The organism is Arthrobacter sp. STN4 (genome assembly GCF_024539665.1).
In the GTDB taxonomy this organism is placed as follows: Bacteria; Actinomycetota; Actinomycetes; order Actinomycetales; family Micrococcaceae; genus Specibacter.
Genome location: NZ_JAKZGX010000005.1, coordinates 83763 through 109980, shown reverse-complemented (window position 1 = coordinate 109980; position 26218 = coordinate 83763). Strand labels below are relative to the sequence as shown.

At 62.0% G+C, this 26218-nt stretch carries 27 protein-coding genes; 17 read left to right on the top strand and 10 right to left on the bottom strand.

What is annotated here, in order from left to right; translation table 11 throughout:
• The first annotated feature begins 12 nt into the window (after positions 1–12).
• From MMF96_RS05990 to MMF96_RS05975, 4 genes are all read left to right on the top strand, one after another.
• Entirely contained in the window at positions 13–615 is a 603-nt protein-coding gene (locus MMF96_RS05990) for a DUF1214 domain-containing protein (RefSeq protein ID WP_256882896.1), read from the top strand.
• A gap of 1 nt (position 616) precedes the next feature.
• On the top strand, positions 617–1273 hold the full coding sequence (locus MMF96_RS05985; RefSeq protein WP_256882895.1) for a DUF1254 domain-containing protein: 657 nt from the start codon (positions 617–619) through the stop codon (positions 1271–1273).
• Positions 1274–1284: 11 nt separating this feature from the next.
• A complete protein-coding gene (locus tag MMF96_RS05980) occupies positions 1285–1590 on the top strand; it encodes a hypothetical protein (protein ID WP_256882894.1) in 306 nt (101 codons plus the stop codon).
• A gap of 88 nt (positions 1591–1678) precedes the next feature.
• Positions 1679–3412: a dolichyl-phosphate-mannose--protein mannosyltransferase gene (locus tag MMF96_RS05975; RefSeq protein ID WP_256882893.1), complete on the top strand. Its 1734-nt coding sequence runs from the start codon at positions 1679–1681 to the stop codon at positions 3410–3412.
• A 55-nt stretch (positions 3413–3467) separates the two neighbouring features.
• Here MMF96_RS05975 and MMF96_RS05970 read toward each other — a convergent pair whose 3' ends face one another.
• From MMF96_RS05970 to MMF96_RS05960, 3 genes are all read right to left on the bottom strand, one after another.
• Positions 3468–4031: a hypothetical protein gene (locus MMF96_RS05970; RefSeq protein WP_256882892.1), complete on the bottom strand. Its 564-nt coding sequence runs from the start codon at positions 4029–4031 to the stop codon at positions 3468–3470.
• A gap of 93 nt (positions 4032–4124) precedes the next feature.
• Positions 4125–4940, bottom strand: coding sequence for an ImmA/IrrE family metallo-endopeptidase (locus tag MMF96_RS05965; protein ID WP_256882891.1), 816 nt, complete (start codon positions 4938–4940; stop codon positions 4125–4127).
• Positions 4941–4960: 20 nt separating this feature from the next.
• Complete coding sequence (locus MMF96_RS05960) at positions 4961–5296, bottom strand: helix-turn-helix transcriptional regulator (protein WP_256882890.1); 336 nt, start codon at positions 5294–5296, stop codon at positions 4961–4963.
• Positions 5297–5392: 96 nt separating this feature from the next.
• On the opposite strand from MMF96_RS05960, the gene MMF96_RS05955 reads away from it, so the two are divergent.
• Together MMF96_RS05955 and MMF96_RS05950 are read left to right on the top strand one after the other, a co-directional pair.
• A complete protein-coding gene (locus tag MMF96_RS05955) occupies positions 5393–5620 on the top strand; it encodes a hypothetical protein (RefSeq protein ID WP_256882889.1) in 228 nt (75 codons plus the stop codon).
• Between the two features lie 89 nt (positions 5621–5709).
• Entirely contained in the window at positions 5710–6915 is a 1206-nt protein-coding gene (locus MMF96_RS05950; protein WP_256882888.1) for a Fic family protein, read from the top strand.
• A gap of 656 nt (positions 6916–7571) precedes the next feature.
• On the opposite strand, the gene MMF96_RS05945 is transcribed toward MMF96_RS05950, so the two are convergent.
• Together MMF96_RS05945 and MMF96_RS05940 are read right to left on the bottom strand one after the other, a co-directional pair.
• Positions 7572–8921 carry a TIGR01906 family membrane protein gene (locus tag MMF96_RS05945; RefSeq protein ID WP_256882887.1) on the bottom strand — a complete coding sequence of 450 codons (1350 nt, stop codon included), beginning with the start codon at positions 8919–8921 and terminating at the stop codon, positions 7572–7574.
• Positions 8922–9006: 85 nt separating this feature from the next.
• Positions 9007–9999, bottom strand: coding sequence for a stage II sporulation protein M (locus MMF96_RS05940; protein ID WP_256882886.1), 993 nt, complete (start codon positions 9997–9999; stop codon positions 9007–9009).
• Between the two features lie 54 nt (positions 10000–10053).
• Here MMF96_RS05940 and MMF96_RS05935 point away from each other — a divergent pair, with 54 nt between their 5' ends.
• From MMF96_RS05935 to MMF96_RS05885, 11 genes are all read left to right on the top strand, one after another.
• Positions 10054–10857, top strand: a complete 804-nt coding sequence (locus MMF96_RS05935; RefSeq protein ID WP_256882885.1) for an RDD family protein — start codon at positions 10054–10056, stop codon at positions 10855–10857.
• 182 nt (positions 10858–11039) lie between these two features.
• The gene (locus MMF96_RS05930) at positions 11040–11267 is read left to right on the top strand and encodes a Flp family type IVb pilin (RefSeq protein ID WP_256882884.1); all 228 of its coding nucleotides are present in this window, start codon (positions 11040–11042) and stop codon (positions 11265–11267) included.
• Positions 11268–11780: 513 nt separating this feature from the next.
• Positions 11781–11975 (top strand): Flp family type IVb pilin, encoded by a 195-nt coding sequence (locus tag MMF96_RS05925; protein ID WP_256882883.1) that lies wholly within the window; start codon positions 11781–11783, stop codon positions 11973–11975.
• Positions 11976–12177: 202 nt separating this feature from the next.
• The gene (locus MMF96_RS05920) at positions 12178–12555 is read left to right on the top strand and encodes a TadE/TadG family type IV pilus assembly protein (RefSeq protein ID WP_256882959.1); all 378 of its coding nucleotides are present in this window, start codon (positions 12178–12180) and stop codon (positions 12553–12555) included.
• Positions 12556–12593: 38 nt separating this feature from the next.
• Positions 12594–13568 (top strand): TadE/TadG family type IV pilus assembly protein, encoded by a 975-nt coding sequence (locus tag MMF96_RS05915; protein ID WP_256882882.1) that lies wholly within the window; start codon positions 12594–12596, stop codon positions 13566–13568.
• A gap of 21 nt (positions 13569–13589) precedes the next feature.
• Positions 13590–14351, top strand: coding sequence for an RcpC/CpaB family pilus assembly protein (locus tag MMF96_RS05910; RefSeq protein ID WP_256882881.1), 762 nt, complete (start codon positions 13590–13592; stop codon positions 14349–14351).
• The gene (locus MMF96_RS05905; protein WP_256882880.1) at positions 14348–15547 is read left to right on the top strand and encodes an AAA family ATPase; all 1200 of its coding nucleotides are present in this window, start codon (positions 14348–14350) and stop codon (positions 15545–15547) included. Before MMF96_RS05910 ends, MMF96_RS05905 begins: the two co-directional genes overlap by 4 nt.
• Positions 15544–17013 carry a CpaF family protein gene (locus MMF96_RS05900; RefSeq protein WP_256882879.1) on the top strand — a complete coding sequence of 490 codons (1470 nt, stop codon included), beginning with the start codon at positions 15544–15546 and terminating at the stop codon, positions 17011–17013. The genes MMF96_RS05905 and MMF96_RS05900 overlap by 4 nt, the downstream gene beginning before the upstream one ends.
• A complete protein-coding gene (locus tag MMF96_RS05895; RefSeq protein WP_256882878.1) occupies positions 17010–17963 on the top strand; it encodes a type II secretion system F family protein in 954 nt (317 codons plus the stop codon). Before MMF96_RS05900 ends, MMF96_RS05895 begins: the two co-directional genes overlap by 4 nt.
• 11 nt (positions 17964–17974) lie before the next feature.
• Entirely contained in the window at positions 17975–18868 is an 894-nt protein-coding gene (locus tag MMF96_RS05890; protein ID WP_256882877.1) for a type II secretion system F family protein, read from the top strand.
• A gap of 79 nt (positions 18869–18947) precedes the next feature.
• Positions 18948–20330, top strand: a complete 1383-nt coding sequence (locus tag MMF96_RS05885; RefSeq protein WP_256882876.1) for a glycosyltransferase family 87 protein — start codon at positions 18948–18950, stop codon at positions 20328–20330.
• Here the strand turns inward: MMF96_RS05885 and MMF96_RS05880 are convergent.
• The 5 genes from MMF96_RS05880 to MMF96_RS05865 form a co-directional block, all read right to left on the bottom strand.
• A complete protein-coding gene (locus tag MMF96_RS05880; protein WP_256882875.1) occupies positions 20290–20793 on the bottom strand; it encodes an A24 family peptidase in 504 nt (167 codons plus the stop codon). The two genes, MMF96_RS05885 and MMF96_RS05880, sit on opposite strands and share 41 nt — an antisense overlap.
• 30 nt (positions 20794–20823) lie before the next feature.
• Positions 20824–22068, bottom strand: coding sequence for an Ig-like domain-containing protein (locus MMF96_RS05875; protein WP_256882874.1), 1245 nt, complete (start codon positions 22066–22068; stop codon positions 20824–20826).
• A 1284-nt stretch (positions 22069–23352) separates the two neighbouring features.
• Complete coding sequence (locus MMF96_RS19860) at positions 23353–23745, bottom strand: DUF6188 family protein (RefSeq protein ID WP_375141406.1); 393 nt, start codon at positions 23743–23745, stop codon at positions 23353–23355.
• Positions 23745–25301 carry an RHS repeat domain-containing protein gene (locus MMF96_RS05870; RefSeq protein WP_256882873.1) on the bottom strand — a complete coding sequence of 519 codons (1557 nt, stop codon included), beginning with the start codon at positions 25299–25301 and terminating at the stop codon, positions 23745–23747. Before MMF96_RS05870 ends, MMF96_RS19860 begins: the two co-directional genes overlap by 1 nt.
• A complete protein-coding gene (locus tag MMF96_RS05865) occupies positions 25274–25858 on the bottom strand; it encodes an RHS repeat domain-containing protein (protein WP_256882872.1) in 585 nt (194 codons plus the stop codon). Before MMF96_RS05865 ends, MMF96_RS05870 begins: the two co-directional genes overlap by 28 nt.
• Between the last annotated feature and the right edge of the window lie 360 nt (positions 25859–26218).

The following is a 26218-nucleotide window of genomic DNA, read 5'->3' as shown; positions in this document are numbered from 1 at the left end:
TACTGTGTGGACATGACGAACGTCCTCGCGTGGGTCTCGGGTTCCGGTGTGGTGCAGGGCATCATCATCGGCGGCACACTGGCGTTCCTATCAGCGGTGGTCATCATGAACGTGGTGGGCAGGACCCTCACCACCACGGTCAACGGCTGGAGCAGCATCCGCCAATGCGGCCAGCCGGGCAACGGGATCCTGGTACGTGCCGCCTGCGCCAAGGCGCTGCCCGCCGTGAACGTGTTTGAAGAGGCGGCGTATTGGACCAGCACCACGGATGCCTCGGGACAACGGTTGACCAGCAGCCATGACTACGTCCTGCATTTTCCGGCCGGGCAGTTCCCGCCGAATGACGCCTTCTGGACGCTCACGGCCACCGACATGGTCGGCTACATGGTGAACAATCCGGCCAACCGCCTGGGCATCGGCAGCCGGTCAACCCTCGCAAAAAACCCTGACGGTTCCACCGATATCCATCTCCAGTCGAAGGCGCCGGACAGACACGCGGAGAACTGGCTGCCGACGCCGTCCGGGAACTTCAAGCTCATGCTGCGCGCCTACCTGCCCGGTGCGGCCATTCTTGACGGCAGCTACCAGGTGCCGCACGTTGCCAGGACGCAGTGACATGAACCGCCTGATCCTGAAATACGGGTATCCCTTGACGGCAGCCATACTGCTCGTCTTCGCCTGGGTGGTGTACCGGCGGATCGCAGTCGGGAGCACGATCCTCCCGCTCGTCGTCGCGGCCGTCGTCGTCTGGGTGATCGGTGCGCCTGCCTTCATTTACCTCTGGCCGCGCCTGACGGTCGGCGGCTACAAGCGGGCGATCCTCAAGCATGGTTTCGGTGCCGGCCCCATCCCCGTCAACAGCCTGTACGCCGTGCCCGGCACTTTTTCCCCGTCGACGGCGAGCGGGAGCCTGCTAGCCACCGGAACCAACGACCTGCTCTACATCGGCGGCTGGATCGACCTGAAGAACGGGCCGCAAGTCCTGCACGTACCGGACATGGCCGGCCGTTACTACAGCCTGCAGTTCACCGATCCGTCGACGGGCGCCAATTTTGCCTACGTGGGCAAGCGCACCACCGGAACCCAGGCGGGCGACTATGTCCTCACCGGGCCCGGCTGGAAGGGATCCCTGCCGGCTGGCATGGCTCGGATTTCCGCGCCCACTAATTCCCTGCTCGCCATCGGCCGGGTGATCATCGAGAACGACGACGACGTTCCCGCCGCGTATGGGCTGGCGAAGCAAATTCAGCTCGCACCGCTGCAACAACCATAAGGAGATCGGCCATGTCCGCAACGCTGAAACTGGCACACAGGGCCATCGGGGTGGAGGTCCGCCGCGGCCCCTACGACGCCGTGGTCGACGGCCAATTTGTCCGGAGCCTGACTATGAACGAGACCATCGACATTCCGGTGGAACCCGGACACCACACCCTCCAGGTCCGCAGCGGCCGAAACTCCAGCCGCATCAGGACCTTCGACGTCGCCGACGGCGAAGTTGCCAGCTTCCGGTGCACCGGCAAGAGCATCCTGCCGGTCTTCCTCCTGTCCTTCGTGGTGCCCAGCCTGGGCATCTCGCTCAAGCGCGAGTAGCGCCAGCAGCGCCAGTAGCGCCAGTAGCGCAATCAGTCCGGGTGGCGGGAACGCGCCACGCAAGGCCCATCGCCGCCAGAAAGGTAGCATGGGCAAGGTGCATACCAACGCCGCGGAACCCGACGTCCCCACCCCGGACCTCCCCGCAGAAGCGTCCACAGCACCATCCACGGCAACGGCGGCGACGCCCGTACTTCAGGCGCCCGCCGCACGGCGCTGGCTCGTCGACCCGGCCCAGGCGTTCACGCGGACGGCCCTCGCGCAAAGGCTGAACGGCGTCCGTGCCGGTTTCCGCCAGACCCCGGCCAGCCTGCGCCTCTGGTTCTGGCTGGCACCGGTGCTGACGGCGGTGGTCGGCGGCGTGCTGCGCTTTGTCCGCCTCGGCCAGCCGCACTCCCTCGTGTTCGACGAGACCTATTACGTCAAGGACGCCTACAGCCTCCTGCAAAGCGGCTACGAGCGCAATTGGGCCGAGAAGGCGAACGACCTCTTCACCAAGGGGGACTTCTCCGGCCTCCAGGGCACGCCCGAGTACGTGGTGCATCCGCCCGTCGGCAAGTGGATGATCGCGTTCGGCATGTGGCTGTTCGGCCCGGACAGCTCGTTCGGCTGGCGGTTCTCGGCCGCCCTGGTGGGCACCCTTTCGATCTTCCTGCTCGCGCTGATCGCCCAAAAAATGTTCCGCTCCACCATCCTGGGCGCCGTCGCCGGGCTGCTGTTCGCCGTCGACGGGCACGCAATCGTGCAGTCGCGCACCTCGCTGCTGGACATTTTTGTCATGTTTTGGGCGCTGGTGGCCTTTGGCGCCCTGCTCCTGGACCGTGATGACGGACGACGCCGGCTGGCCGCCCGGCTCTCCCATCTCGCCTCCCCGGACGGCCGGGTCCCGGCGAAGAATCTGCTGTATGGCCCGTGGCTGGGCATGAGGTGGTGGCGGCTGGCGGCCGGAATTTCGCTGGGCCTGTGCACGGGCACCAAGTGGTCGGGGGTGTTCTTCCTGGCTGCCTTTGGCGTGATGACCGTGGTGTGGGACATGAGCGCCCGCCGCATCGCGGGGGTCCGGTACTGGGCCACCGGTGCCATCGTCAAGGACGGCGTGCTTGCCTTCGTCAGCATGGTCCCGGTGGCCGCGGCCACCTACCTGGCCTCGTGGACGGGCTGGTTCCTTTCCACGAACGGGTACGACCGCAACTGGGCCGCGACCAACCCGGGCGGGGCGTGGGACTGGGTCCCGGCGTCGCTCCGGTCCCTGTGGCACTACCACCTGACGGCCTACAACTTCCACACCGGCCTCGAGACGGACCACCCCTACAAGGCGAACGCGTGGTCGTGGCTGGTGATGGGCCGCCCGACGTCGTTTTACGCGCAGTATCCGCTCAAGGGCCAGTCGGGCTGCACGGCGGACAAATGCGCGGCCATGGTCACCAGCCTGGGCAACCCGCTGATCTGGTGGTGCGGCACGCTGGCCCTGCTGTTCCTGGTGGGCGTCTGGGCCGCCCGGCGCGACTGGCGCGCGGCCGCCATCCTGGTGGGCTTCGCGGCCGGATTCGTCCCGTGGCTGCTGTACCCGGAACGGACCATCTTCTTCTTTTATGCCATCGCGTACGAGCCGTACATGATCCTGGGTGTCACGCTGGTGCTGGGCATGATCATGGGCAAGGCGTCCGCTCCCCCATGGCGCAGGCAGCAGGGCGCCCTCTTCGCCGGCATCTTCGTGGTGCTGGCGGTGGCGTTGAGCGCCTACTTCTACCCCCTCTGGTCCGCCGAGGTGGTCCCGTTCGACTACTGGCGCCAGCACATGTGGCTGCCGTCCTGGATCTAGGCGTTCGGCGGTGGTTCACCCAACCGTGGTCCTCGCTACTCGGGATACAAACAGCCTAAGGTTGCTTCCTTGATTTAAAGGCTTCGATCTTGCGCCAATGGTCTTTGTCGAGGAGCCCGGTCTGAGCTACGGGCAAGAGTGCGGAGTCCAATGGCTGCATCCGGGCATAGAGTTTGGACATCTCGGCCCGGTTGCCGATTTTTCCCATGTAAGCGGCAAGACGAAGAACCTGAACGGTATCGATGATCTTAATTGAGTTGTCGGCTGCCAACTGTTGCCCCATCCCATCCTCAATGAGTAGGATCGCTTCCCGGCCTTGGCGACGGAGGACTACGGCATGGGCGACTGCCATAATTTCACCCAGATCACGAGGATTCAACTTGCGTTCCTCCATTGCCAGCCCCGTCAGCCGGCGGACCTCGCGATCCAGAACTTCATAGCCCGGAGTGCCCATGGAGGAGTCCAGAATCGCAACATGACCATTCCCGGTGAGCTTCTTCCAGTTGGCCGATACATTCGAGAAATCAGCTTGTGGCCCGCGGTTGCCCTTCATTCTGGCGACCTCTACGTCCACCTCGGCAGGAACCATGAGCTCATACCGCTGGCGCAATACCTCCAACAGCAGCCCTTGCCGGGACACAGCACAAAAGGTGATGCAAGGGCCCGCGTCCATGATGGCGGGCTGTTGGGGGGAACATGTGAGGATCTGGACTCACACGGCGTCCAGCCCGAAAAAGTCGGCGTCGCTTACCCTGCTGTCCTCGACAGATGGCCGTGGCTGGGGGACGATTCCGGCGTCCTTAAGTTCTGCCAAAAAGGCAAGAGGGTCTTCACCGCCTAGTCGCGCGAGTGCATTGAGGTGAATTACGTGCTTCTCGTAGCCTTCGGTCGCACGTTCCATGAGGCTCCGAGGTGGCCGTGGAGTGCTTGATTCTGTTGCACTGGCTTTGTAGTCGTCCAACCAGCCGAAGCGGGTGCTGAGTGTACGGGCTGAATAAGTCCGAAAGTCTTCAGCTTGGCTTGGTGTAATGAGGCCCAGAATTGAAAGCTGGATGAGGATGACGGATGGGGAGACATTGAAGTGACGTGTCAGTGAAGACAAATCGCGCAACTCCAGTGGCCTGCCACGGGCAATGTTGCTTACAAAGCCTCGAATGCCTTCCAAGGGAGCCAAGAGGTGGCGGGCAAAGGTGTCCGCGTCTTTCTCACTGTCCGTCCTGGCGGAGCAGTCGGGGGGGATCTCATCCAAATAATCGTCATGGACGATGTGAGCCAGTTCGTGGGCCAGCGACAGCCTTTGGCGTCCGGGTACGTTGGTAGTGGCAACACCCACCACGGTGCGGTGTCGTTTAGGGTCCTTGACGACCATCGCATCCATGCCCTCTGGCATCGGGAGGACGGCAACCAGTATCGCCGAACCCATCGTTTCGACAAGCTCGTGCATATCGGCGATGGGGGCGACGCCCAGACCATAATGGCCTCGGAGTGCGGCTGTCTCACGGTGGGCGGCTCGTTCCCTTGGGTTCATTGCCGGGAGGCTGGCCGCACTCATCGTGCAGGTATCCCTTGATGGTCGAGAAATTCGTCCATCTCAAGGAAATAAACCAGGCGGTCTTTGACCGACTCGGCGTCAGCCGACGGCTTGTTGGCTCTGGTGGCGACCAAAACGCGGTCCTCCAACGGGCATTCGTCGAGGATGGAGCCCAAGCTGCGTCCGAGCGCTTGGGCGATCAGGGCGATCTCGCCCAATTGGGCCTGGCGTGATGCGCTCTCGATGCGGGAAAGCGTGGACTGGGGCACGCCTGAGGCCGCAGCCAGCTGCCGCTGGGACATGCGCGCCTGAGTTCTAAGGGCAACGATGCGGCCCGGAACGTGCGATGACATTATGCCTTCCAATTCACTGAATCACTTTTCATCCTTATTGATTCAATCATACCTTCATTCTTTCTGGCTTCGAAGTGTCGCACAGGCCCAGGAACCGTGTCCATCGGACTTGGGCGGATGCCTGTTGATGGAAAACCAAGGGTCGTTCCGGTCATGGGCAAGGCGTCGGCTCCCCCATGGCGCAGGCAGCAGGGCGCCCTCTTCGCCGGCATCTTCGTGGTGCTGGCGGTGGCATTGAGCGCCTACTTCTACCCCTTGTGGTCCGCCGAGGTGATCCCGTTCGACTACTGGCGCCAGCACATGTGGCTGCCGTCCTGGATCTAGGCGTTCGGCGGCCGCGGGCGGTTGCTCATAAGATCGCCACTTATTTTTATGACTAACTCCTGTTAGTCATAAAAATAGCACGGCGCTTTATGAGTACCGATGCCCTGGGCCAAGGTGGGGGCCAGTGGCCCAACAATCAGCGGGAGCAGCAGACTTGGGTCCCGGCCACCGCTGGCCAAGCGATGTACCGGCAATCCCAGGTCAACCGATACAAGTCGGCCGTGCCGCCAATGATCGCCGCCCAGACTCCCAGTCCTGACGACGAGGCGCTCCAACTTGCCGAGCGGGCCACCTCCGAGTTAACCAGGTTTGATGCGGAGATCGGACACAAGGTGGCAACGTTTGCCCCTGTATTGCTACGTTCCGAGTCAGCCTCGTCCTCACAGATCGAGAACCTGACGGGCAGCGCCCAGGCCATCTTCAGCGCCGAGCTCGGACTCAAGAAGAGCCGAAATGCCGAATTGATCGCCGCCAACACCAAGGCAATGACGGCTGCGCTTCAACTCGCGGGGAACATCTCGTCGAACTCCATCTTGGAGATGCACGGCGTGCTCATGGACAACCAAAGTATCCACGCTGCCGGTCGACGGCGTGATGAGCCAGTCTGGATCGGCACACGAAGCGACACTCCCATTGGGGCCGATTTCGTCGCTCCGCACCACAGCAGGGTGCCCGGAATTGTCGACGATGTTGTCGCCTTCTCGTCCCGCCTCGACGTGCCGGCGCTGGTATCGGTGGCGGTGAGCCATGCCCAGTTTGAGACGATCCACCCATTTACGGACGGCAACGGTCGAACAGGGCGCGCCCTGGCCCAGTCCATTCTCCGATTCCGTGGTGTAACCACAAACGTGGCCATTCCGGTATCAGCCGGCTTGCTGGCCGACATCGGGGGCTACCACATGGCCCTCACTGCATACCGAGCCGGGGATGTCAGCCCCATAGTCCGTGCGTTCGCCAACGCCGCCCTGCGGGCGGTGTCCAACACGAGCGAGCTGGTCGAAGGGATTGAGGCCATCCAGGCCTCGTGGAAGCATCGTCTCACTGCACGCAAGGGCAGCAACGCATGGCGGATTTTGGCGCTGGTGGCTCGGCGCCCGGTCATCGACTCGGCCACGACTGCCCTGGAACTGGGGGTCAAGCAACCCAATGTTTACCCTCCACTGAAAACCTTGGTCGACGCCGGAATCCTGAAATCCAAGGCCGAACACAAGCCCGGACCGTTCTGGCGCAGCGACGAAATTTTGGAAGCCATCGATGGGTTCGCCAAACGAGCCGGGCGCCGGCAGAAGTCCTAATCCCGACGTTCCACCGCCCCTTGCGAATTTTCATGACCGACCCGGGGCGCTTCCTTTCAGCTGCACATCACCAAATCTGATAAACGTCAGACAGTATGGGCTCATGGATACCAAGGCCACTTTTACAGAGCTTCTCCGGTCACCGAAGGATGTCTTGTCGCATATTGATGAGGGCGACATCATCGTTTCCCGCCGTGACGGAGACTTCATCGCCCGCCTGCACCAACCCTTTCCGGGATCACATTCCTCTCCGCTGAGGGGAAGAAGTTGTTTGCCGAAGAGGAGGTGGGCGTTGCCCGCGGCTGTGCGGCCATCGGACATTACAGCCGACCCGCTGTCACGATTACAGCATGGGAAGCCACGGCGGCTGCATTGGCGGAGGGACTCTCAGGTGAGGGCTCTGATCTCCACTACCTTGCGGAGCCCGTCACGGTTCAGCGCCCCTGAACACCGTGGTGAAAAGGACTGTCCTATCAGGGCAGTCCTTCGACAGGTACCAGGACAAACTTAACTACAGTGGCCGCATTTGGCATGCCGTTATCGCTATTGCCGGCAAGGGGTCCACACGTACGCCCGGGCGCGTTCTCATTGAGACGATTGCCGGCGCCCACTGCCGCGAGGCGCCCTAACCTCGACGGCGGCGGGCGGGTGGAGCGTTACTGGGCGGCGGCGCGGCGTCCGGGGCGTTTGGCACGGACCACGGCCTGGCGGCGGTCCTTCGTGGGCCAGGTGAAGGCCAGCGTCAGGGAGGAGACCACCAGCACGAACGCACCGATGAAGATGCCGGCGTCGGACCAGAACTGGCTCGGAAACAGGCGGATCAGGGTGTCGTCCGTGTAGAACGTCCAGGTGCCGTTGGCGAAGAAGATCCGGTGGAAGTCGGTGAAGAACGTCTCCCAGCCCATGAACGCCAGGACGCCCAGGCCAATGATCAGCACCAGTGTCACAATGGACCCGGCGAACAACCCGCGCCGCACCCCGCCCGTACTGCGCCGGGACAGGTAGATGATGCCGATGACCATGACGATGGCCAGCACCAGGCCCAGCAGGAACGCAAAGTCGATCAACGACTTCACATCCGCCATGTGTGCCACCTCCCGTTCCAGGAACAGCGGGGTGCCCTGCGGGTTGACCAGGTCGCCAAGGTAGCGGCGGCCGGCAAAGTTCAGCAGGTAGTCCACGGTGTAGGAGCCGTAGGTGAGGCGGTCGTCCGTGGAGAAGCCAAAGGAATCCACGGGGAAGCCCGGGCGGTGGTACTCGATCCAGAGGAACGCGTTGGTGGTGACGAGCCGGATGGCCAGCACCAGCAGCACCACGGGGTAAAACACGGCCAGCAGCACCTGGAACACGCGGGGCAGCACGGGCTTGGTGTTGGCGGCCTGTTGCCGGGCGGCCAGGCGGCGGTCCACCTCCTCCTGCGGCGGGCGGACCTGCAGCATGCTGGTGGGCGACTGCTCCACGTATACGTCCTCCGTGCCGGCGTCCACCGCTTCGGCCTTGGCGGGCCCGGCGTTATTGCCGGCCGACGCCGGTGCCGTTGCGTAAGTGCCCTGCGAGGCGGAAGGCGCCGTGGCCGCGCCCGGCCCGGATGCACGAGCCGCCCCGGCCTGGGCACTGTCCGCCGATTCCGGATCGGAGTCGGCGGGCAACTTGGGCATGCGTGTGGCGGGGCGCATGGGTTCGGGAATGCCGTCGGCGGGCATGTCGATCTTGATCCTGCTGGCGGAGGACTGTGCCGGGGCGGGACGTTGCCCCGGGGCGCCGGCAGGTGCAGCTGCGCCGCTGCCGGCAGTGACCGGAGCCCCATCGGCACCCGTGGAAGCCGCGGAATCGGCAGAAACCGCCGGATCCGCCGCGGGCGTGCCGGAGCCGGCGCCGGGGTATGCGGCGGGCGCAGCACCTGACGGGGCAGCCCCGGAAGGTGCGACCCCGGGCTTGGCAGGGGTTGCGGGGGTGGAGTCGGCGGCGGGCACGGCGGGGGCTTTTGGGGGCTGGTTCTCTGTCACACCCGCAAGGATACCGGCGGATCCTGCCCCGGTGCTGGTGCCACCCCGGGCGCCGCCAAACTGGCGCCGCACTCACAGGTGGGGTTCAGGTGGAAGGGGCGGCAGCCCCGGCGTCGTCCGCGGAAAGGTCACCGCGCTCCCCGGCCAGCCAGGCGCGCCGGCCCAACACCAGGGTGTACGTCCAATACGCGGCCAGGACCAGGGCGCCGATGGTGATCTTGGCCCAGACGGGCAGCGGGCTGGGGGTGACGTAGGCTTCCACGAGCCCGGAGACGAACAGGACAAAGACCAGTCCGACGGCGGTGGTCATCAGGGAGCGGCCCTCCAGTGCCAGGGAGTCGAGCCGGCTGCGCGGCCCGGGGCTCACCCAGGCCCAGAAGATGCGCAGCCCGGCGGCGGAGGCGATGAAGATGCTGGTCAGTTCCATGAGCCCGTGCGGGAGGATGTAGCTGAAAAAGGTGTCGCCGCGGCCGTAGGCGAACATGACGCCGCCGGTGATGCCCACGTTTTGGGCGTTCGTGAACAGCGAGTACGGCACAAACACGCCGGTGATGCCCAGGGCCACGCATTGGGCGGCGATCCAGGCGTTGTTGGTCCACACGGCGCCGGCGAAGGAGGCGGCGGGGTTTTCGGAGTAGTAGTTGACGAAGTCGTGGTTGACCAGTTGCTGGAGGCTGGCGTCGCTGCCCAGCGCGGCGAGCACGGCCGGGTTGCCGGCGGCCCACGCCGCGAAGAGCGCTGCGATGACGATGAAGACGGCGCCCACAATGACCGTCAGCCAGCGCAGCCGGTAAAAGGCCGCGGGCAGCGAGATCGTGAAGAAGCGGGCCACGTCCACGAACACGTTGGACTTCGCGCCGGTGAAGCGGGTGCGGGCGTTGGCCAGGATGGCGGAGAGGGAGGCGGAGAGGGCGCCTTCGGCGGCCACGGAGCGGATCAGGGACAGCTGGGCGGAGGTGCTTTGGTACAGCTCCAGGAGCTCGTCCGCCTCGCCGCCGGTGAGCCGGCGTTTCCGGGCAAGCGAATTCAGCCGCTCCCACTGCGGGCGGTGCACTGCGGTAAACGCGTCCAGGTCCACGCAGCCAGCCTACCGGGAAGCGTGGCTTGGCGGCGGCCTCACTAGACTGGTTTCATGTCCGCGATCATTACCGGCGAGGCCGTTGTCCTGGAACTGCGGCCGGCCTCGTTTGCCGCCCGCTCGCTGGGTTCCGCCATCGACGTCCTGGTGACCGTGGTGCTGGCTGTCGGCGCCATTTTTGTGATGGGCGCCGTGCCGGGGCTGCTGGACGGGGCCGCGGCCCGCGCCGTCGTCCTGGTGACGTTGGTGGGCATTGTGGTGGCGCTGCCCGTCGCGGTGGAGACCGTGACGCGCGGCAAGTCCGTGGGCAAGCTGGTCATGGGCTTGCGCATAGTGCGCGACGACGGCGGCTCCATCCGCTTCCGGCAGGCCCTGGTCCGTGGTCTGCTGGCGGTATTTGAGATTTACATGTCCCTGGGCTCCGTGGCGTTTTTGGTGTGCCTGTTCAACGACAAGTCCAAGCGCCTGGGTGACATGATGGCCGGTACCTATGCCATCCGCGACCGGGCACCCAAGTACCAGCCGCTGCAGGTGCACACCGTGCCGGCGCTGGCACCGTGGGCACAGCTGGCGGACATCGGCCGGCTGCCGGACCCGCTGGCCCGGCGCATCTCCGTGTTTCTGCGGCAGGGCGCGCGGATGGCGGAGTCTTCGCGTAGCTCGATGGGCCTGGCGTTGGCGGACGAGGCAGCGGCCTTTGTGGCACCGCTGCCGCCGGCCGGCACTCCCCCGGAGGTGTTTCTGGCCGCCCTGATTTCGGAGCGCCGGGACCGAGAATTTGCCCGGTTGACGGCCGGCGAAGCGCAGGCGGCGCAGCTGCGTACCCGCCTGAACGCCCATGGCGTTGGAAGCAAGTAGTGGGTCTGAGTACTTGTTTTTCTGCTGCTTCGCGTAAACGAGTGCCCGCCACTCTATAAGGCCGAGTACTTGCCGGTGTTTAGTTGGTCCTAATCGGGCCGGCTGATTGCCGGCACGGGGGCAGCTTCCAGCCGAGGTTGCCTGGTCTCAGGCGGGAAACCGCCGCTTTGAAGGGCACTGACATGTTGATGATGTACGTGTTTGCTTCCGCAGTCCCGGCCGCTTGGTGGGCCAGGATGCGGTTGACTGGGGAGGAATCCGGGGAAAAGGGCGCCACCGCCACTGAGTACGCGATTCTGGTGGGGTTCATTGCCGTGGCCATTGTTGGCGGCGTGACAGCGTTCGGCACGGCCTTGGACGGGTACTATACCGACATTACCGCGGCCGTCAGCGCGGCACTCAACCCGTAACCGCGATTTTTCGCGAATTTTACCAATTCCGTAATTGATTGCGCGGTCCAATAGGCCGTGAATTTGTCATGCACAAATATTATTCACGAATTTTCAGCTGAAAATCGGTTAGCTTCTTGACCGTGATCACGAATTGATCACGGAGCCCAACAAGTAGTACCCGAAGCCGCCCGAATTTTTGATTGAAAATCATCCGATCACCGGTGCGAAACTGCCCCCGTTCCCAGCATCCGCGCGGAATCTTTTGAATAAAAAAACGTTTTCGAAAGTAGAGTGTTGACCACTCTAGAGACGAACAGGCCGGCTGGAGTTTAGTTGTTCTCAGCCGGGGGAAAAGATTTCACCGGGCATCAACCGAAGTTCCACAGCTGGTCTCACAAGGTCTCTCGCAAGGGTCACTCATAGGTCTCTCACCAGGTCTCACATTGATCCTTCGCACGATTCCCCGGACCCGCCTACGGTCTTCGGCCAAATTGGTCACCTTTCATGAAAGTAGGCAAGACAATGTTGAAGATGTACGTAACCCTTCAGTCCCTGTTCATCGCCGGCGTCGACCGTGTCAAGGACGGTGAGCGTGGAGCAACCGCAACAGAGTACGCCCTGCTCGTAGCCTTCATCGCCCTGGCCATCGTCGGAGGCGTCACCGCATTCGGCACCAACCTCGGATCGTTTTTCAACGGCCTGGGTAGCAAGGTCGGCATTCTTTAGCCTTGAATTCACTCTGTTGGCCGGTGTGCCAGGAATTGACACACCGGCCAACAGGCTCAAGCATTCTGGTCAAAGTGTTGCGTATATCGGCAATCAATATTTTTGTTTTCAATTTTCGATCTCCCCGCACCAAGCGGCTCTCGGTCTAAGCGGACCAAGCACAGTCCGGCAGTGCGAGACAAACAACTTCTGGGGTGGCGTGATGAAGAACCAGCGATCAGAAAAGGGCGCAGCGGCCGTCGAGTTCGCGCTGGTCGTGCCGCTGTTGTTCCTAATTCTTTTCGGGATCATCGATTTTGGACGCGCTTACAACGCCCAAATTTCCCTAACCCAAGCGGCCAGGGCTGCAGTACGCAGCCTGGTGGTATCGAACGACACGGCAAAGGCTGACACTGCGGCTTTTGCCAACACTGTGGGGCTTTCCGGTGTGGTGCCCGTCTATAGTCCCGCGGGGTGTCCCAACCCGGCCACCGTGCCGGCCACCACCGTGACAGCCACTGTCACATACACACTCGATGCCATAGGAGGCTTTCTCCCTCTGACACTTACCGGCACAGCGAGCATGCAATGCGGTGGCTAAGCAAGTGCCTCAGGCTTTTCAAAGGACCGGAGACCGCGATGAAGAACGAACGAGACAATGAACGTGGCGCCGTCACCGTTCTCACCGCTGTGTGCATGGTGGTTCTCCTGATGATGGTGGCCATGGTGATCGACGCAGGCATGGCCTACGCAGAAAAGGCGCAGCTGCAGAACGGCGCCGACGCAGCGGCCCTGGCCGTTGCCGGCAACTGCGCCAAGAACCCGGCGTCCTGCACCGCAGCCACCCAGCAGGGGTTGGCCAATTCCATGGCAAACCGAAATTCCAACGATGGATCCAGCAGCGTATCTTTGGACATCACCTCCGCCACCGTCACGGCCACCACGTCGACGGTCAGCGGAGGTAACAGCTTCCTTTCGATGCCTCTTTCCGCCATCACTGGTTTTTCAACTGCCCAGGTACGGGCCCAAGCCGCGGCGTCGTGGGGGGGGATTTACTCAGGCACTCCAATACTGCCCTTGACAGTCGGTGCCTGTGAACTTGACCCGACGAAGTATCCCATGGACGGGACGGACAGGGTCGTGGCCATGCACGGTACCTTTGGCGGAACTGGGGCAAACAAGGAAGTCAAGTGTAGTTCGTGGAATCCTGATGCCGGCCTGAACATGCCTGGCGGTTTTGGATGGCTCGACACCACCAGCAGTTGCCAACCGAATGTCACCATCGACAATCCTTGGGTGGACTCAGGGACCGGTAACAGTATCCCCACAGGCTGCACAAGCCTCTTTTCGTCCAGTCTCGTGGGCCAAACGGTACTCATCCCAATCTTTGGATATGCCGACGGCACGGGCGCCACTGGCACGTACAAGATCCTGGGGTGGGGCGTTTTTGTAGTCAAAGGCTGGAATTTCCCGAGCACAAAGGTCAACTGGCCCTCGGGAAGCAGCACCACAGGGCTCTATGGCCATTTCACCAAGCAGATCAGCTACGCAGAGGGCTTCACGATGGGTGGAACCACTACCTACGGAGCAACCCAAGTGAATCTCGTCAAGTAGCAAAATCAAAGGAGAATTACCGTGAAAGCACGCCTTCTGGGGGGCATCGCAGCCATAGTATTAGCCATTCTTGGCACTGTGATGCTGGTCAATTACGTAAACGGTGCCGATACCCGGGCACTCGCAGGAACCGAGACCACAAGTGTTGTCGTGGTTCAAAAGGCAATCGCCTCCGGCACCGCAGTCTCAAGTTTTGGAGACGCCGTCGCAGTGAAAATGGTCCCCAAGAACATGATGGCGGAGGGCGCACTTTCCGATCTCAAGTCGGTCCAGAACAAAGTGGCCGCGATGAACCTTTTGCCAGGCGACCAGATCTCCGATGCCAGGCTCACGGATGCCGCCACCTACAAGGGCAGCAATCCGGCCAATGTACCTAACACGATGCAAGAGATCAGCTTCTCGGTCACAGCAGATCGCGTCGTTGGAGGCCAACTCCAGCCCGGAGACACAGCTGCTCTCTACTTCAGCTACGACGAATCCACAGTCGTCGCCAAGCCGGGACCTTCTACTAAGGCCGCTCTCCGCAAAGTATTGGTTGTAGGCATGCAGGCTGCAGTCCAAGGTTCGTCCAGCACACCCACATCGGCCAGCACTCCGGCACCGACAACTGCACCCTCGACCGTGGGCCCAGCCAGTTACGTGGTCACCGTGGCATTGGCCCCGGCAGACGCCATCAAACTGGTCCATGCAGCCGAATTTGGGCACGTCTGGGTGGCGAAGGAAGCCGCCGGGACCGTTGGAGCTTCACCAGCGCCACTGTTCAAGGGGGATGTGTTCAAGTGAGCCGCTTCAATGTGATCACCACCGTGCCGGAGTTCGAGCGCCGGGTGCGCTCGGCAGCCAGCGGTACGCTGACCGGCACCGTGCAGTCCATCCCAAGTGTTCCGTTCCCGGCCGGCCCGGAGGAAATTCTGGCCCGGCAGACCGGTGAACCTGTGGAAGTTGTTGTGGTGGGGCCTGGGGTACCGGTGGACAAGGCCATCAAGCTGGCGTCCGTATTCGACCTCATGTACCCGGAAATCAGTGTCCTGCTGGTACATGAAACGACGGAAGACCTCGCGCTGCAGGCCATGCGCAGTGGCGTCCGTGACCTGCTCAGTCCCGATGCCGACATCGACACCATCCGGGTCATGCTGGAACGCGCCAGCCTGGCTGCTGCCAGCCGGCGCCGGGGCCTCACCCCCGCCCATGAACCGGAACGCGAGCAGGGACGTGTCATCGCCGTCATGTCACCAAAGGGCGGGGTTGGCAAAACCACCGTTTCGACCAATTTGGCCATCGGCCTGGCCAAACTTGCCCCCATGTCGGTCGTACTGGTCGACTTTGATGTGCAGTTCGGTGACGTGGCCTCCGGACTGCAGTTAAGCCCCGAGCACACCTTGGCGGACGCCGTAAGAGGCGCTGCGGCCAATGACTCCATGGTGCTCAAGGCCTACCTGACGGTCCACCCGGCCGGCATCTACGTCTTGGCTGCACCGATCAGTCCCAACGAATCGGAGCATATTACCGGCGAGCAGGTGGGCCGGGTCCTGGCGCAACTGGCAGCCGAGTTTGCCTATGTGGTGGTGGATTCGTCCCCCGGACTGGGCGACCATGTCATTGCCACCCTGGAACAGGCCACCGATGCAGTGTGGGTCTGTGGCATGGACATTCCCAGCATCAAGGGCCTCCGCGCCGCCCTCGGAGTGCTTCACGAGATCAACCTGGTGCCGCCGGGCCGGCATGTGGTGCTGAACTTTGCCGACAAATACAGCGGCCTGCGCGTCCAGGACGTGGAGGAGACGCTGGGAATTCCTGTGGATGTGGTGCTTCCCCGGTCCAAGAGCATACCGCTTTCCACCAACCGGGGCGTTCCCTTGTTGCAGGACAAGGTTCGTGACGCAGCAGCCAAGGGCCTGCGCAAACTCGTTGCACGTTTCGATCCGAAGGTATTGGCACAGCCACAGAAGAAGGTACACAGGAGGGTGGTCATCTCATGAATCTCTCAGAACGTCTTGCCGCCGCGCGCGGCGAGTCCCCCAAAGTGGCACAACAAGAAGCCGCGCCCAACGTCCAAACGTCCTCAGGCTACGCGCATCCGGGACTGTATCTGCCTCCCAACCCCAACACCCCGGATAAAAGCGACTCCGAGCAGGATCACGCTGTTCGACAGCCGCTTGCTGACGGACTGTCCGGTCTCAAGGCCAGGGCCACAGAAACCCTTTTCGAACGGCTGGGAGCACGCTTAAGTGATCCCACCATGGTCGAGGAGGAGCTCAACAAGCTTGCCAGCGCCGAACTGGCAGGCATCATCGCCGAGGAACAGGCGGCGCTTTCCGGCGACGAACGGCGTCGGCTTATTAAGGAAGTCTCCGACGATGTCCTGGGGTACGGCCCGCTCCAGGAAATGCTGGACGACCCCACAATCACTGAAATCATGGTCAACGGCACGGATGCCATCTACATTGAACGGCTGGGGCAGATTGTCCACACTAACCACCGGTTCGGCTCCGAAGCGCAACTTAGGCGGGTCATTGACAAGATCGTTTCCCGCGTAGGCCGTCGAATTGACGAGTCCTCGCCCTTGGTTGATGCCCGTCTGGAAGACGGCTCACGTGTCAACGTCATCATCCCGCCGCTGGCCGTCAATGGCCCCACCATGACCATTCGGAAATTCAGCCATGTTCCGCTCACGGTGCAAAACCTCATCGACTTTGGCACCTTGTCAGTGGAGATGGCCGAACTCCTCAACGCCTGTGTATGGGCACGGATGAACATCCTGGTCTCCGGTGGTACGGGCACCGGGAAGACCACCCTGCTCAATGTATTGTCTTCCTTCATTCCGCCCAGTGACCGCATCATAACCATTGAAGATGCCGTGGAATTGCAATTACAGCAGGATCATGTGATTCGCCTGGAAAGCCGGCCGCCCAACATTGAGGGCAAAGGTGAAGTTGCCATTCGCGAACTGGTCAGGAACTCGCTGCGCATGCGCCCTGACCGCATTGTGGTGGGGGAGGTCCGCGGCGGTGAAAGCCTGGACATGCTCCAGGCCATGAACACCGGCCACGACGGCTCCCTCTCCACAGTTCACGCCAATTCCCCTCGGGACTGCATTTCCCGTTTGGAAACCCTTGTCATGATGGCCGGAATTGAGCTCCCGCTGCGGGCCATTCGGGAACAGGTCTCGTCCGCAGTGGATTTGATAGTCCAAATTACTCGGTTGCGCGACGGCACTCGCCGGGTAACCCACGTAACTGAGGTCCAGGGCATGGAGGGGGACATGGTCACCCTCCAGGACGCATTCCTCTTCGACTACTCGGCAGGTGTGGATTCCAACGGGCGGTTCCTTGGAAAACCCGTTGCCACAGGAATCCGGCCCAGGTTCGTCGAACGGTTTGCCGATCTCGGAATTCAGATTTCCCCTCACATCTTTGACGTTCCCGTTCAAGGGGGAAGACGATGAGCCCCGCAATGATCGTGGTTGGGGTGCTGCTTTGTCTGGCGGCACTTCTGCTCGTCGTGTTCGTGGTGTTCAAACCCAAGCACGGCAGAGTTTCCAAGGACCGGCTCGGCACTCGCCAGCCGGGATCAAAAGCCAAAGTGGACAAGAAGCTGGGACAAGTCACGGAATCCACGGTTGAGGCCATCAATGGCTTCCTGGACCGCCGCGGCGTGCGTTACACCACCGGCACGGCGCTGGAATTGGCAGGAATCAAGACCCGCCCGGCCGACTTCATCATCTGGGTTGGCGCCGCTACAGCGGTCGCAGCTGTGGCCTTCTTCCTTTTAGACGTACCGGTGCTGAGCTTCTTCATGCTACCGCTGGTCCCATTGCTGGCATGGGCATTTGTTCGGATCAAGACCGAGCGCCGCAGGTCTGCCTTTAATGACCAGCTCGGCGACACGCTGCAGTTGCTCACCGGAGGCCTCCGGGCAGGGCACAGCATGATGCACGCAATTGACGCTGCAGCCACAGACTCCGATACCCCCATGTCTGAGGAGCTTGCGCGGGTGGTCAACGAGACACGCCTGGGCCGCGACACCGGCGATTCCCTGCTGTCCACGGCGGAGCGCATGCACAGCGAAGACTTCAACTGGGTGGCCCAGGCCATTGAGATCAACAGGGAAGCCGGCGGAGACTTGGCAGATGTCTTGGACCATGTGGGCGATACGATTCGAGACCGAGGCCAAATCAGGCGCCAAGTAGAAGCGCTTAGCGCGGAGGGAAGAATGTCAGCACTGGTGCTGTTTTGCCTCCCGTTCGGCGTGGGCGGCATCATGTTTTTCATGAACCCCACGTACTTTTCTGTCTTGTTCCAATCACTCTTGGGGATCGCGCTGATAGTTGTCGTTGCCGTGTTACTCGGTATCGGCGCCCTTTGGCTCAGGGCCGTCGTCAAGATTAAGTTCTAGGGGGAAATCTCATGTCACCAATAGCCTGGGCGGCCATCCTGCTCATCACGCTGCCCATCGGTTTGCTGCTGTTTCAGACGCTGGCAGCCGACACCGGAACCCGCAAGCTTGTGCGGCAAAACCTGATCGAAGGCACTGCCCCAGTCAAGGCCAAAAAGGCCAAAACCCCGAACGAGAATCTCAACGAGATTGCCAGGAAACTGGCACCAAAATCATACGTGGGATGGCTCAACAAGCTACTCAACCGTGCAGGGCGTCCCGCAGAAATGCCGCTGCAACGGCTCCTGGTCGTAAAGCCACTTCTCGCATTGACGGTATTTTTGGTAGGTTTCCTGTTCCTTTCCAGGGATCCAGGAAAGCTTGGGCTGCTGATGTTGATCGGTGCCACTGTTTTGGCGTACTTCGCCCCTGACATCCTGTTGGATTCCCGCGCAAAGTCTCGGCAGGAAGAAATCACATTGGAACTTCCCAACACCTTGGACCAAATGCTCATCTCTGTTGAAGCGGGGCTCGGCTTTGAGTCGGCCATGGGCCGTGCGGCTTCCTCGGGCAAGGGCCCCCTCGCCGTTGAATTGAAACGGACGATGCAGGACATCCAAATGGGGCGCAATCGCGCAGAATCCTATTTGGCCCTCGTGGAAAGGACACAGGTCAAAGACCTGAAATCGTTTGTCCGGGCCGTCATCCAGGCTGACAAATACGGCATCGCCATCGGGCGGGTGCTGCGCACCCAGGCAGACGAGCTGAGGACCAAGCGCCGTCAGCGGGCCGAGGAAAAGGCCATGAAGGTCCCCGTGAAAATCCTGTTTCCGCTGATCTTTACCATCCTTCCTGTTCTCTTCATCGTGATGCTCAGCCCCGCCATAGTGGGAATAGTAAACCTGTTCAGCAAGGGCGGCCTGTAGTTCCGGCGTGTCACGGCAGTACCAGTGACTAATGATTGTGACACACCTACCGCGACCAGACGAGACAGGACCACACGCCTTGAAACCACGTCGAAACAAGCTATCCAACATCAGAGATCGATCAGCCAACCGGCGATTCCAATTTGTACCGCAACGACTCATCTCGAACATTGACAAGTTCATTACCTTGGAGAGAATTCGCAATTACTCAATTATCTTCGTGGTCATAGGTGCCCTCATGGCAACCGGGGATTCGATCTTCAGGGTCGGTCACCCGGCCGTCCGGGGTGCTTTCCTTCCGGACTACCTGGCACATTGGACCGGGGGAAAATTGATATATCTTGGTCAAGCAACTTCACTTTTTGACCCCGCCAGCCAACAAACCGTTCAAGACAGTGTCCTCGGGCCCACAACTTTTTTTTCCTGGTTCGTATCGCTGCCCGTTGTCGCAGCTCTCTACGCGCCACTCGCGGCAGTGAATTACAACCTAAGTGCCGCTATCTGGCTCATCCTTAATGTGGCTCTACTCATTTGGTGTGTCCGCAGCCTCGAACCATTCGCTCCAAGGCTTTACCGCCACCACCGAAAACTGGTCTTCCTAGCTGTCCTGGCGTCAGCCCCTGTGCTCGAGTTGATTGGATGCGGGCAGGACACGGCATTCATGCTTGCTGTCTGGCTCATGGGCATCCGGCTGTTGACCACAAGCCACCAAGCAGCAGCGGGTGCTGTGTTCGGTCTCGCGGTACTTAAGCCCCAGCTCGCGATCCTCATCCCTTTCGTTCTGCTATTTACTCGGCGGTACAAGGCGCTGGCGGCGTTTACCCTGGTGGCCGTCGTTCTTGTGGGGGCCTCCACGTTGCTGGTTGGGCCGAACGGCATGCGGCAATGGATTGCAACCATCTCCAGCCCTCTGTTCACAGACCTAGTGCAGCACGGCCAGGCGTGGAAAATGACGAGCATCCCGGCATTCATTGTGTCCATCGCTCCACCGGTGGCGGCCGCCTGGCTGGCCGCGAACCTGACATGGCTTTCATTTGGCGCCGGGCTTATTGTCATCGGCATCATCTTGCGTCGGAATCACGCGCCAAGGCTTGATCCGCAAACGCTATGGGTAGCAACCTTGGCCACAACATTGGTCTGCTCTTCACACCTGCTCCTCTACGACGCTGTCCTATTTCTCCCCGTTGTCCTCTTCGTACTGGAGAGGCGGCCTTCCGCCTATACCAGGGTCATGGTCCTGGCGGCCTTCGCTTTGACGGTGGTAAGCAACGTGATTCATATGGCGACTGCCTCACTGATCTGGCCACTCTCCATCACTGGTGCACCATGGTCCGCGCTGCCTCTGGCTGCGCTGGGACTTGAGTCAATCAGAATAGTTCGCAGCCGTTTCAAGGCTCCGCCCGCGGCCCCCGTGGCACTTTCTACCCCGCCACCAGCATCACCAGCGCACCGGCCAGCATGAACGGCCCGAACGGGATCTGGGACTTGCGGCTGCCACGGCGTGAGACCATCAGGGCCAGCCCCCACAGGGCGCCGAACACAAAGGCCAGGAACGTCCCCCACAGCACGGCGCCCCAGCCCACGAAGCCCAGGTACAGCCCCAGCACAAACGCCAGCTTCACGTCGCCGTAGCCCATCCCGGCCGGGTACACGAGCCGCAGGACCACATATACGGCCCACAGCACCGCTCCCCCAAGGACCGTGCGCAAGGCGGCTCCGGCGTCGAGCATGAACAGGCTGGCCAACAGCAGCAGCACCCCGGCAATGGCCGCGGACGGGAACACGATCCGGTTGGGCAGCAGCTTGCTCCTGATGTCGACGACGGTGAGCCGCCAGGCCATGACCAGGTAGTAGAGGCCGGCAATCAGCACCAGCCAAAAGGCGAGGGGCGCAGTCCCCCACAAGTCGCGCAGAACAGTGATCATCAGCCAGTCGTCCCGGGGTCCGTAGGAGGGTTACTTGTTGGCGTAGTGGGCGAAGGGGATGTTCCAGTCGCCGAAGCCGTCGGTTGGTGCAATGGTGTTGGTGGGGTCCAGCGTGCCGGTGGTGTGCACGAGGTCGCCCGGCTTCATGTTGTTGAACACCCAGGAGGCGCCTTCGCGGTCCAGGCCGATGCAGCCGTGGGAGAGGTTGACCTTGCCCAGGTACGGGATGGCAACGGGCGCCGCCAGGTGGATGAAGATGCCGCTGTTGGCCAGTCGCGTGGCGTATTCGACCTTGAGCTTGCCGTAGTAGGCGGGATCGCCGGGCTTGAGGCCGATGGTGGAGGCGTCGAACGTGGCGTGGCGCTGCTTGTCCGCCGTGAGCACCAGGAAGCCCGACGCCGACGGGAAGCGTTCGTCGCCCATCGAGGCCAGGAACGTCTTGGCCAGGTGGTCATTGACGTAGATGTGGACGATCTTGGCGGAGGCGTCGGCCTCCATGACCACCTTGTCGCCGATGTTGATGGTGTTGGTCTTGTTGAAGTTGCCGATCTGGCCGTTGCCGTAGTCGACGCCGAACAGCTTGATGTCAACCTTGAGGGCGGTATTGGCCGGCCAGTACGTGGCGGCGCGGTAGCGGGCCAAGGTGTCCGAATACCAGTGGAACGCGCCCTTCTGCCCCGTCGCGGAGGTGATCCTGATGGCCTTTTCCACGGCGGCCTTGTTGGTCACCGGTTCACTGAAGTGGAACTCCAGCGGCTGGGCCACGCCCACGGTGGAGTTGTTGGCCGGGTACATCCACATGTCCGCCTCATTGGCGGCCGGGACCGTGGAGAAGGTGGTGGCGTTGGTATCCAGGTTGCCGTGCCCATCCATGGTGGTGACGCTGAACGTGTAGTTCGTGTCGAACGCCAGCGCGGAGCCGGAGACCCACTTGCGACCGCCGTCGGACAGCTCGCCGTCCGTGGTGGCGCCGGTTTCGGTTTCCTTCAGGATGGCGCTGTAAATGGTGCCGGTCTTGACCTGGGCCGTGACGGGCACTGCCGGGTTGTAGCCTTCCGCGCCTTGCCCGGGGGCCACCGTAAGTTCAACGGGGGCGGCCGGCGGGGTGGTGGTCGGGACCGCCGACGGCGTGGGGGCGCCCGCCTCGTTGCCTGCGACCCACGAATTGGCCGTGGCGGCTCCGACGCCGCCCATCCCGATGGCCACGGCGACCGCCGCAACCACTGCGATCTTCCAGCCCCTGCGAGGCTTCCGGGCGGATTCCAACTCCGGCATTCAACCTCCCCAAAACTGTGGGCCAGCCCCACGGCGGAAGCACGTGACCTTACACGGCTAAGTCACAATTTTACGGCACGGCCTTGTTTTGGACGCGTAGGCCAAGGGTGTTTGGGGTTGCGATTGGGTAACCTCTGGCGGTCGCGGGCTGCACGCTTTGCTGTCCCTGGTGAGCCCAGCCTGGGGCCGCATCAACTTGGCGTGGCTTGTGAAAAAGTAAAATATCCGACGCTAAGCGTGTATTTCCGTACCGATCTTCCTTGTGGTCGAGGTTCGCGCCTTCAAATGATGAAATCTGAACGGCACGGTCCCAAAGCCTCACGTCTGGGCAGGATGCCTTCCGGGTTCTGCAGTCGGTGTTCGAAGTGCCGGAGAGACGGAAGCTTGGCAGCGCGGTGTCAGTAAGATCCAAGCGCTCCCAGTCGGCACTGATGTGTTCGACACTGGTCAGAACCCCCAGTGCCCCTCACCAGTTCCTACGTGCCCGGGGCGAGCCGGCACCCCGGCTTCTAGACCTTCGGAGACCGACCCGGCCATCACGCCCGGCCGACGGCCCCCGCGCAGCCACGCGAGCACCTCTTTGGAGAGCATGCGGCCCTACTGCGTCGACCTGCGGCTGCACGGTGATCGCATGTCGTCCGCCCAGACGAGATCGTCGTCATCTTCTCTCATCGATGGAAGACCTCATCGAATAGTAGCGGCTGGGCTACTGCTCGTCTTGAAGAGGGCCTGGGACTGATGATGGTTCCTCGCCTCGGAGGACGGCTTGTGCAATTTTGTTGCCGCGCGGTGTGTTGGCCAACCAAGCAATAGCGCCCGGTGTGGGTAACTCGTCTCCCCATTCGGTAAGCCACTCGCGAGTGATCCGTTCAATGCTTCACCAGGCGAGCACGGCCAAGGATGATGTCCCTGCTCGTCTACATCGCCCGCAACCATGAGCCCCTCAACGAGCAATTCGGCAATAAGGCCAAGAGCGAAGGTCCTCCTTGATGCGGAGTCACGAAGCCCTGCGAGTCGGGTACTGCCATAAATCCATGAGGCGTACTGCCAGTCATCCAACCCGCCCACTAGGGCGTCATCTCTAGGAGATCGCTCGCTCATGCCGATCAACCAATGTGGATCTTGAACGGATCTTGGCCAGGGATTCTTATGTCGATGGTCGATCCTCCCGAGCCCGACGTTCCGCGCATACCGATCTGCGTGCTATTGGGCATTTCAAAGACCTCCCCACTGTAGTTCTTCCATTCCGATTAGCAGTACAGTCATGAAATTTGAATGTACCGGTTAGTCCCCCCACGCTGGGTGAGATGCTGGCCAATAGGAGACTCCACCGCCGGGCATGCAAACAGCCCGCTCACCCGTGGCCGCCACCAACGTCCACGCCTCGAACCCGTCGTCAGGCAAGCACTGAAGGTATTGGCCACTCGCAAAACGCAGGGACAACTCTCCCGATTCACGGATTGATGCCTCCGTAATTTTTACGTTAAGGAGCCGAACTACAACTGAGCCGGTCTCCCGGAGCAAGTCCGGGAGCACCTCATCAGGGGGCATGCTTTCTGCCGCGAACAAGTTGAATGGAGATTCGATCCGCAGCTCAGTACCATCGATGGTCTCCAGAACTACTGAGTAGTCGAAACAGATTCGACTAATCTCCTGTCCTTGCAACGAGTATTCCATCAGTCACCCCAGCCCTTAGGGAGTGCGTATGTACCGTCCGGATTGAGGGGGATGTGCGTCTCCGACGGCGGGCCCGGTTTGCCGTTTATTCCGATCGGCTGGCCTGACTCGTTGTAGAACCTGACGTAGCCGTTCGGGTACTGCTGATTCGGCTCCATAATCCGAATCGTACCCGCATTGCCGGCCGAGCCTGGTGCACGCCAGACCATTCCCTTCCCATTGCTTGCGACTTGCGATAAAAAGCCCTCCGCGACACCGGCGGGGCGTGCTGCCATGCCGGCAACCTCGTCTGCGGCCCTTGCGCCAATTCTGTTCATGGCTCCGAGGCCGAATGCCCCGCCAGCGACGAGGAGGGCGCCTTGGAGGACTGCTCCTGCGCATCCTCCTTTGCCGGAGAAGCAGCGCATGGTGTTGTCTGAGGTTGCCCAGGAGACTGCCCCGGCGACGAGCGCCAGCGGGGCTGTGATGACGTCGAGTTCGGCGCAGACGAGGCTGATTCCGCCGGCGACCAGGGTGACGCCGGTGGCGATGTTGTGCACAATGGCGATCCAGTCTTTGCCTGTGTTGCCGGTGGGGTCCAGGACGGACATGGGGTTGGCGCTGGCGTAGCCGTAGCCGAGGCCGCCTGCCCGGGCGGGGTCTGGTGAGAGGAAAATGCCAAGGTCCGGGCGGTATTCACGGCTGCCCATGCGGTAGCTTCCGCCGTCGTTGTAGTTGTGCTGGTAGATCAGCGGGTAGTTGATGGGGTTCTTGCCGGTAGTGGTCGTGGTGATTTTGCCGTAGGGGTCGTAGGTGTAGGCGTATTGGAGTGCCCCGCTGGAGTCGGTGAGGGCTCGAATGGCTCCCTTGCCATCCTGGAGGTAGTTGTAGGCTTTGCCGGCGGCGATAAATCCCAGGGCTGCGAGGCCGTAGGTGTACTGACGGATGATGTTGCCGTTGGCGGCCTGCTCCTGGGCGAGCTGCCCGGTGATCGGATCGGTGAGGAGTGTGGTGGTGGTGTTTGCCTGGGTGATGCCGGTGCGATGGTTGAGCGCGTCGTACGCGTAGCCGGTGGTTGCGCCGGCGGTGGTGGTCGAGGCGAGGTTGCCTGCAAGGTTCCAGGCGTAGCTCGTTGTGCCATCACTGGTGAGGTTGCCGTCGGCGTCGTAACTGTACGTGGCCGGGCCGTCGGCACCGGTGCGGGAGGTGAGCTGTCCGGCGGGGCCGTAGCCCCAGGCGGTGCAGGTGGCTGCGCCGGTACAGATGGTTGTGCCGTAGCAGGCCTTGGTGAGCCTGTTGAGGGCGTCATAGCTGTAGGAATCGGTGGTGCTGTCTGCGTTGGCAATCTGGGTGCGGTTCCCGTCGGCGTCGAGCGTGCAGGTGCTCGAGGCCAAGGTGGTGGCGCCTGCTTTGGACGTGATGGACTTGGGCCGGTTGGCGGGGCCGAACGTCGTGGTGGTGGCCACGCCCGGCTGGGTTAACGTCATCGTCCCGGTGGGCGTGCCGTAGGAGTAGGAGACCAGTGTGGTGGTGCCTGATACGACGGATGTCAGCCGCCCGTCAGTGTCATACGCCATCGTCTGGGCGGCTGTCCCCGGCTGGGTGGCGCTGGTTTGGTGGCTGCCGTTGTCGCATGTGTATGACCATGTGAGCTGGCCTTTGCCGTAGCCCTGGGTTGCGCCCACAACCTGGTGAGGGCGTTGTACTGGTAGATGGTCGCCGCCGCGCCGTCGAGCTGGCTTCGGGTGCGGTTTCCATTGGCATCGAAGGAGTAGCTGGCCTGGCTGGCGTTGGTGCCGTCGGAATAGGTGATCAGCCAGATCGCCCCTGTGGGGCTGCGACCGTAGGTGGTGGTATGGCCTGAGGGGAACTTTTCCGAGGCGAGCCGACCGTTGGAGTTGTAGCTGAAGGACCAGGTCCCGGCAGGGGTGGTGAGGCTGGTGGGGTGGTTGGTCTTGTCGTAGGTGTAACTGGTGGTCACGCCTCCCGGCGTGGTCGAAGACGCGACGTTGCCGTCGGGGTCGTAGGCGGTCGTCGCCGCCGAAGCCTGTAATTCCGCGCCCGTGCTATTTGGACACGTACTCCAAGATCTGCCCGAAATGCCGATCCTCGTGCAGGATGGCGGACAGCTCATGAATAGGGCAGGGGAATATACGCTTCGGTTCGTCTTGACTGTACAGCGCACCAGCCTACGGAATCGGCAGAAGTCCCTCCACGCCAAGTGTCCATTCAATGTTCCAACCACGGGCGCCTGTTGGCGAAGCGTTTATCGGCGAGCTGCGCATCAGTGGCCACATGGCTCAGCGATGCCCGGGTGTGCAATTCATTCCCATGTCAGATACGCCCCCACCCAACGCCGGACTCAATCTCAGGATGTCCTTTGCCTCATGCCGCCGGACTTCCTTGGCTGGGGTGTTTGCGCTGAACTTTGGCGATGGCCTGCGGCGATGCCAATGAAGCGTGGTTCCCGATCGGGGGAATGCCTTTCTCAGCC

What these genes read in the sequence shown, in the direction of transcription:
- MMF96_RS05925 (WP_256882883.1), top strand. Translation starts at nt 11,781, where the DNA reads ATGTACGTAACCCTTCAGTCCCTGTTCATCGCCGGCGTCGACCGTGTC.
- MMF96_RS05960 (WP_256882890.1), bottom strand. Translation starts at nt 5,296, where the DNA reads ATGTCATCGCACGTTCCGGGCCGCATCGTTGCCCTTAGAACTCAGGCG.
- MMF96_RS05965 (WP_256882891.1), bottom strand. Translation starts at nt 4,940, where the DNA reads ATGAACCCAAGGGAACGAGCCGCCCACCGTGAGACAGCCGCACTCCGA.
- MMF96_RS05920 (WP_256882959.1), top strand. Translation starts at nt 12,178, where the DNA reads ATGAAGAACCAGCGATCAGAAAAGGGCGCAGCGGCCGTCGAGTTCGCG.
- MMF96_RS05890 (WP_256882877.1), top strand. Translation starts at nt 17,975, where the DNA reads ATGTCACCAATAGCCTGGGCGGCCATCCTGCTCATCACGCTGCCCATC.
- MMF96_RS05895 (WP_256882878.1), top strand. Translation starts at nt 17,010, where the DNA reads ATGAGCCCCGCAATGATCGTGGTTGGGGTGCTGCTTTGTCTGGCGGCA.
- MMF96_RS05870 (WP_256882873.1), bottom strand. Translation starts at nt 25,301, where the DNA reads ATGGCGTATGACACTGACGGGCGGCTGACATCCGTCGTATCAGGCACC.
- MMF96_RS19860 (WP_375141406.1), bottom strand. Translation starts at nt 23,745, where the DNA reads ATGGAATACTCGTTGCAAGGACAGGAGATTAGTCGAATCTGTTTCGAC.
- MMF96_RS05865 (WP_256882872.1), bottom strand. Translation starts at nt 25,858, where the DNA reads ATGAGCTGTCCGCCATCCTGCACGAGGATCGGCATTTCGGGCAGATCT.
- MMF96_RS05990 (WP_256882896.1), top strand. Translation starts at nt 13, where the DNA reads ATGACGAACGTCCTCGCGTGGGTCTCGGGTTCCGGTGTGGTGCAGGGC.
- MMF96_RS05985 (WP_256882895.1), top strand. Translation starts at nt 617, where the DNA reads ATGAACCGCCTGATCCTGAAATACGGGTATCCCTTGACGGCAGCCATA.
- MMF96_RS05950 (WP_256882888.1), top strand. Translation starts at nt 5,710, where the DNA reads ATGAGTACCGATGCCCTGGGCCAAGGTGGGGGCCAGTGGCCCAACAAT.
- MMF96_RS05880 (WP_256882875.1), bottom strand. Translation starts at nt 20,793, where the DNA reads ATGATCACTGTTCTGCGCGACTTGTGGGGGACTGCGCCCCTCGCCTTT.
- MMF96_RS05980 (WP_256882894.1), top strand. Translation starts at nt 1,285, where the DNA reads ATGTCCGCAACGCTGAAACTGGCACACAGGGCCATCGGGGTGGAGGTC.
- MMF96_RS05900 (WP_256882879.1), top strand. Translation starts at nt 15,544, where the DNA reads ATGAATCTCTCAGAACGTCTTGCCGCCGCGCGCGGCGAGTCCCCCAAA.
- MMF96_RS05935 (WP_256882885.1), top strand. Translation starts at nt 10,054, where the DNA reads ATGTCCGCGATCATTACCGGCGAGGCCGTTGTCCTGGAACTGCGGCCG.
- MMF96_RS05975 (WP_256882893.1), top strand. Translation starts at nt 1,679, where the DNA reads ATGGGCAAGGTGCATACCAACGCCGCGGAACCCGACGTCCCCACCCCG.
- MMF96_RS05915 (WP_256882882.1), top strand. Translation starts at nt 12,594, where the DNA reads ATGAAGAACGAACGAGACAATGAACGTGGCGCCGTCACCGTTCTCACC.
- MMF96_RS05930 (WP_256882884.1), top strand. Translation starts at nt 11,040, where the DNA reads ATGTTGATGATGTACGTGTTTGCTTCCGCAGTCCCGGCCGCTTGGTGG.
- MMF96_RS05875 (WP_256882874.1), bottom strand. Translation starts at nt 22,068, where the DNA reads ATGCCGGAGTTGGAATCCGCCCGGAAGCCTCGCAGGGGCTGGAAGATC.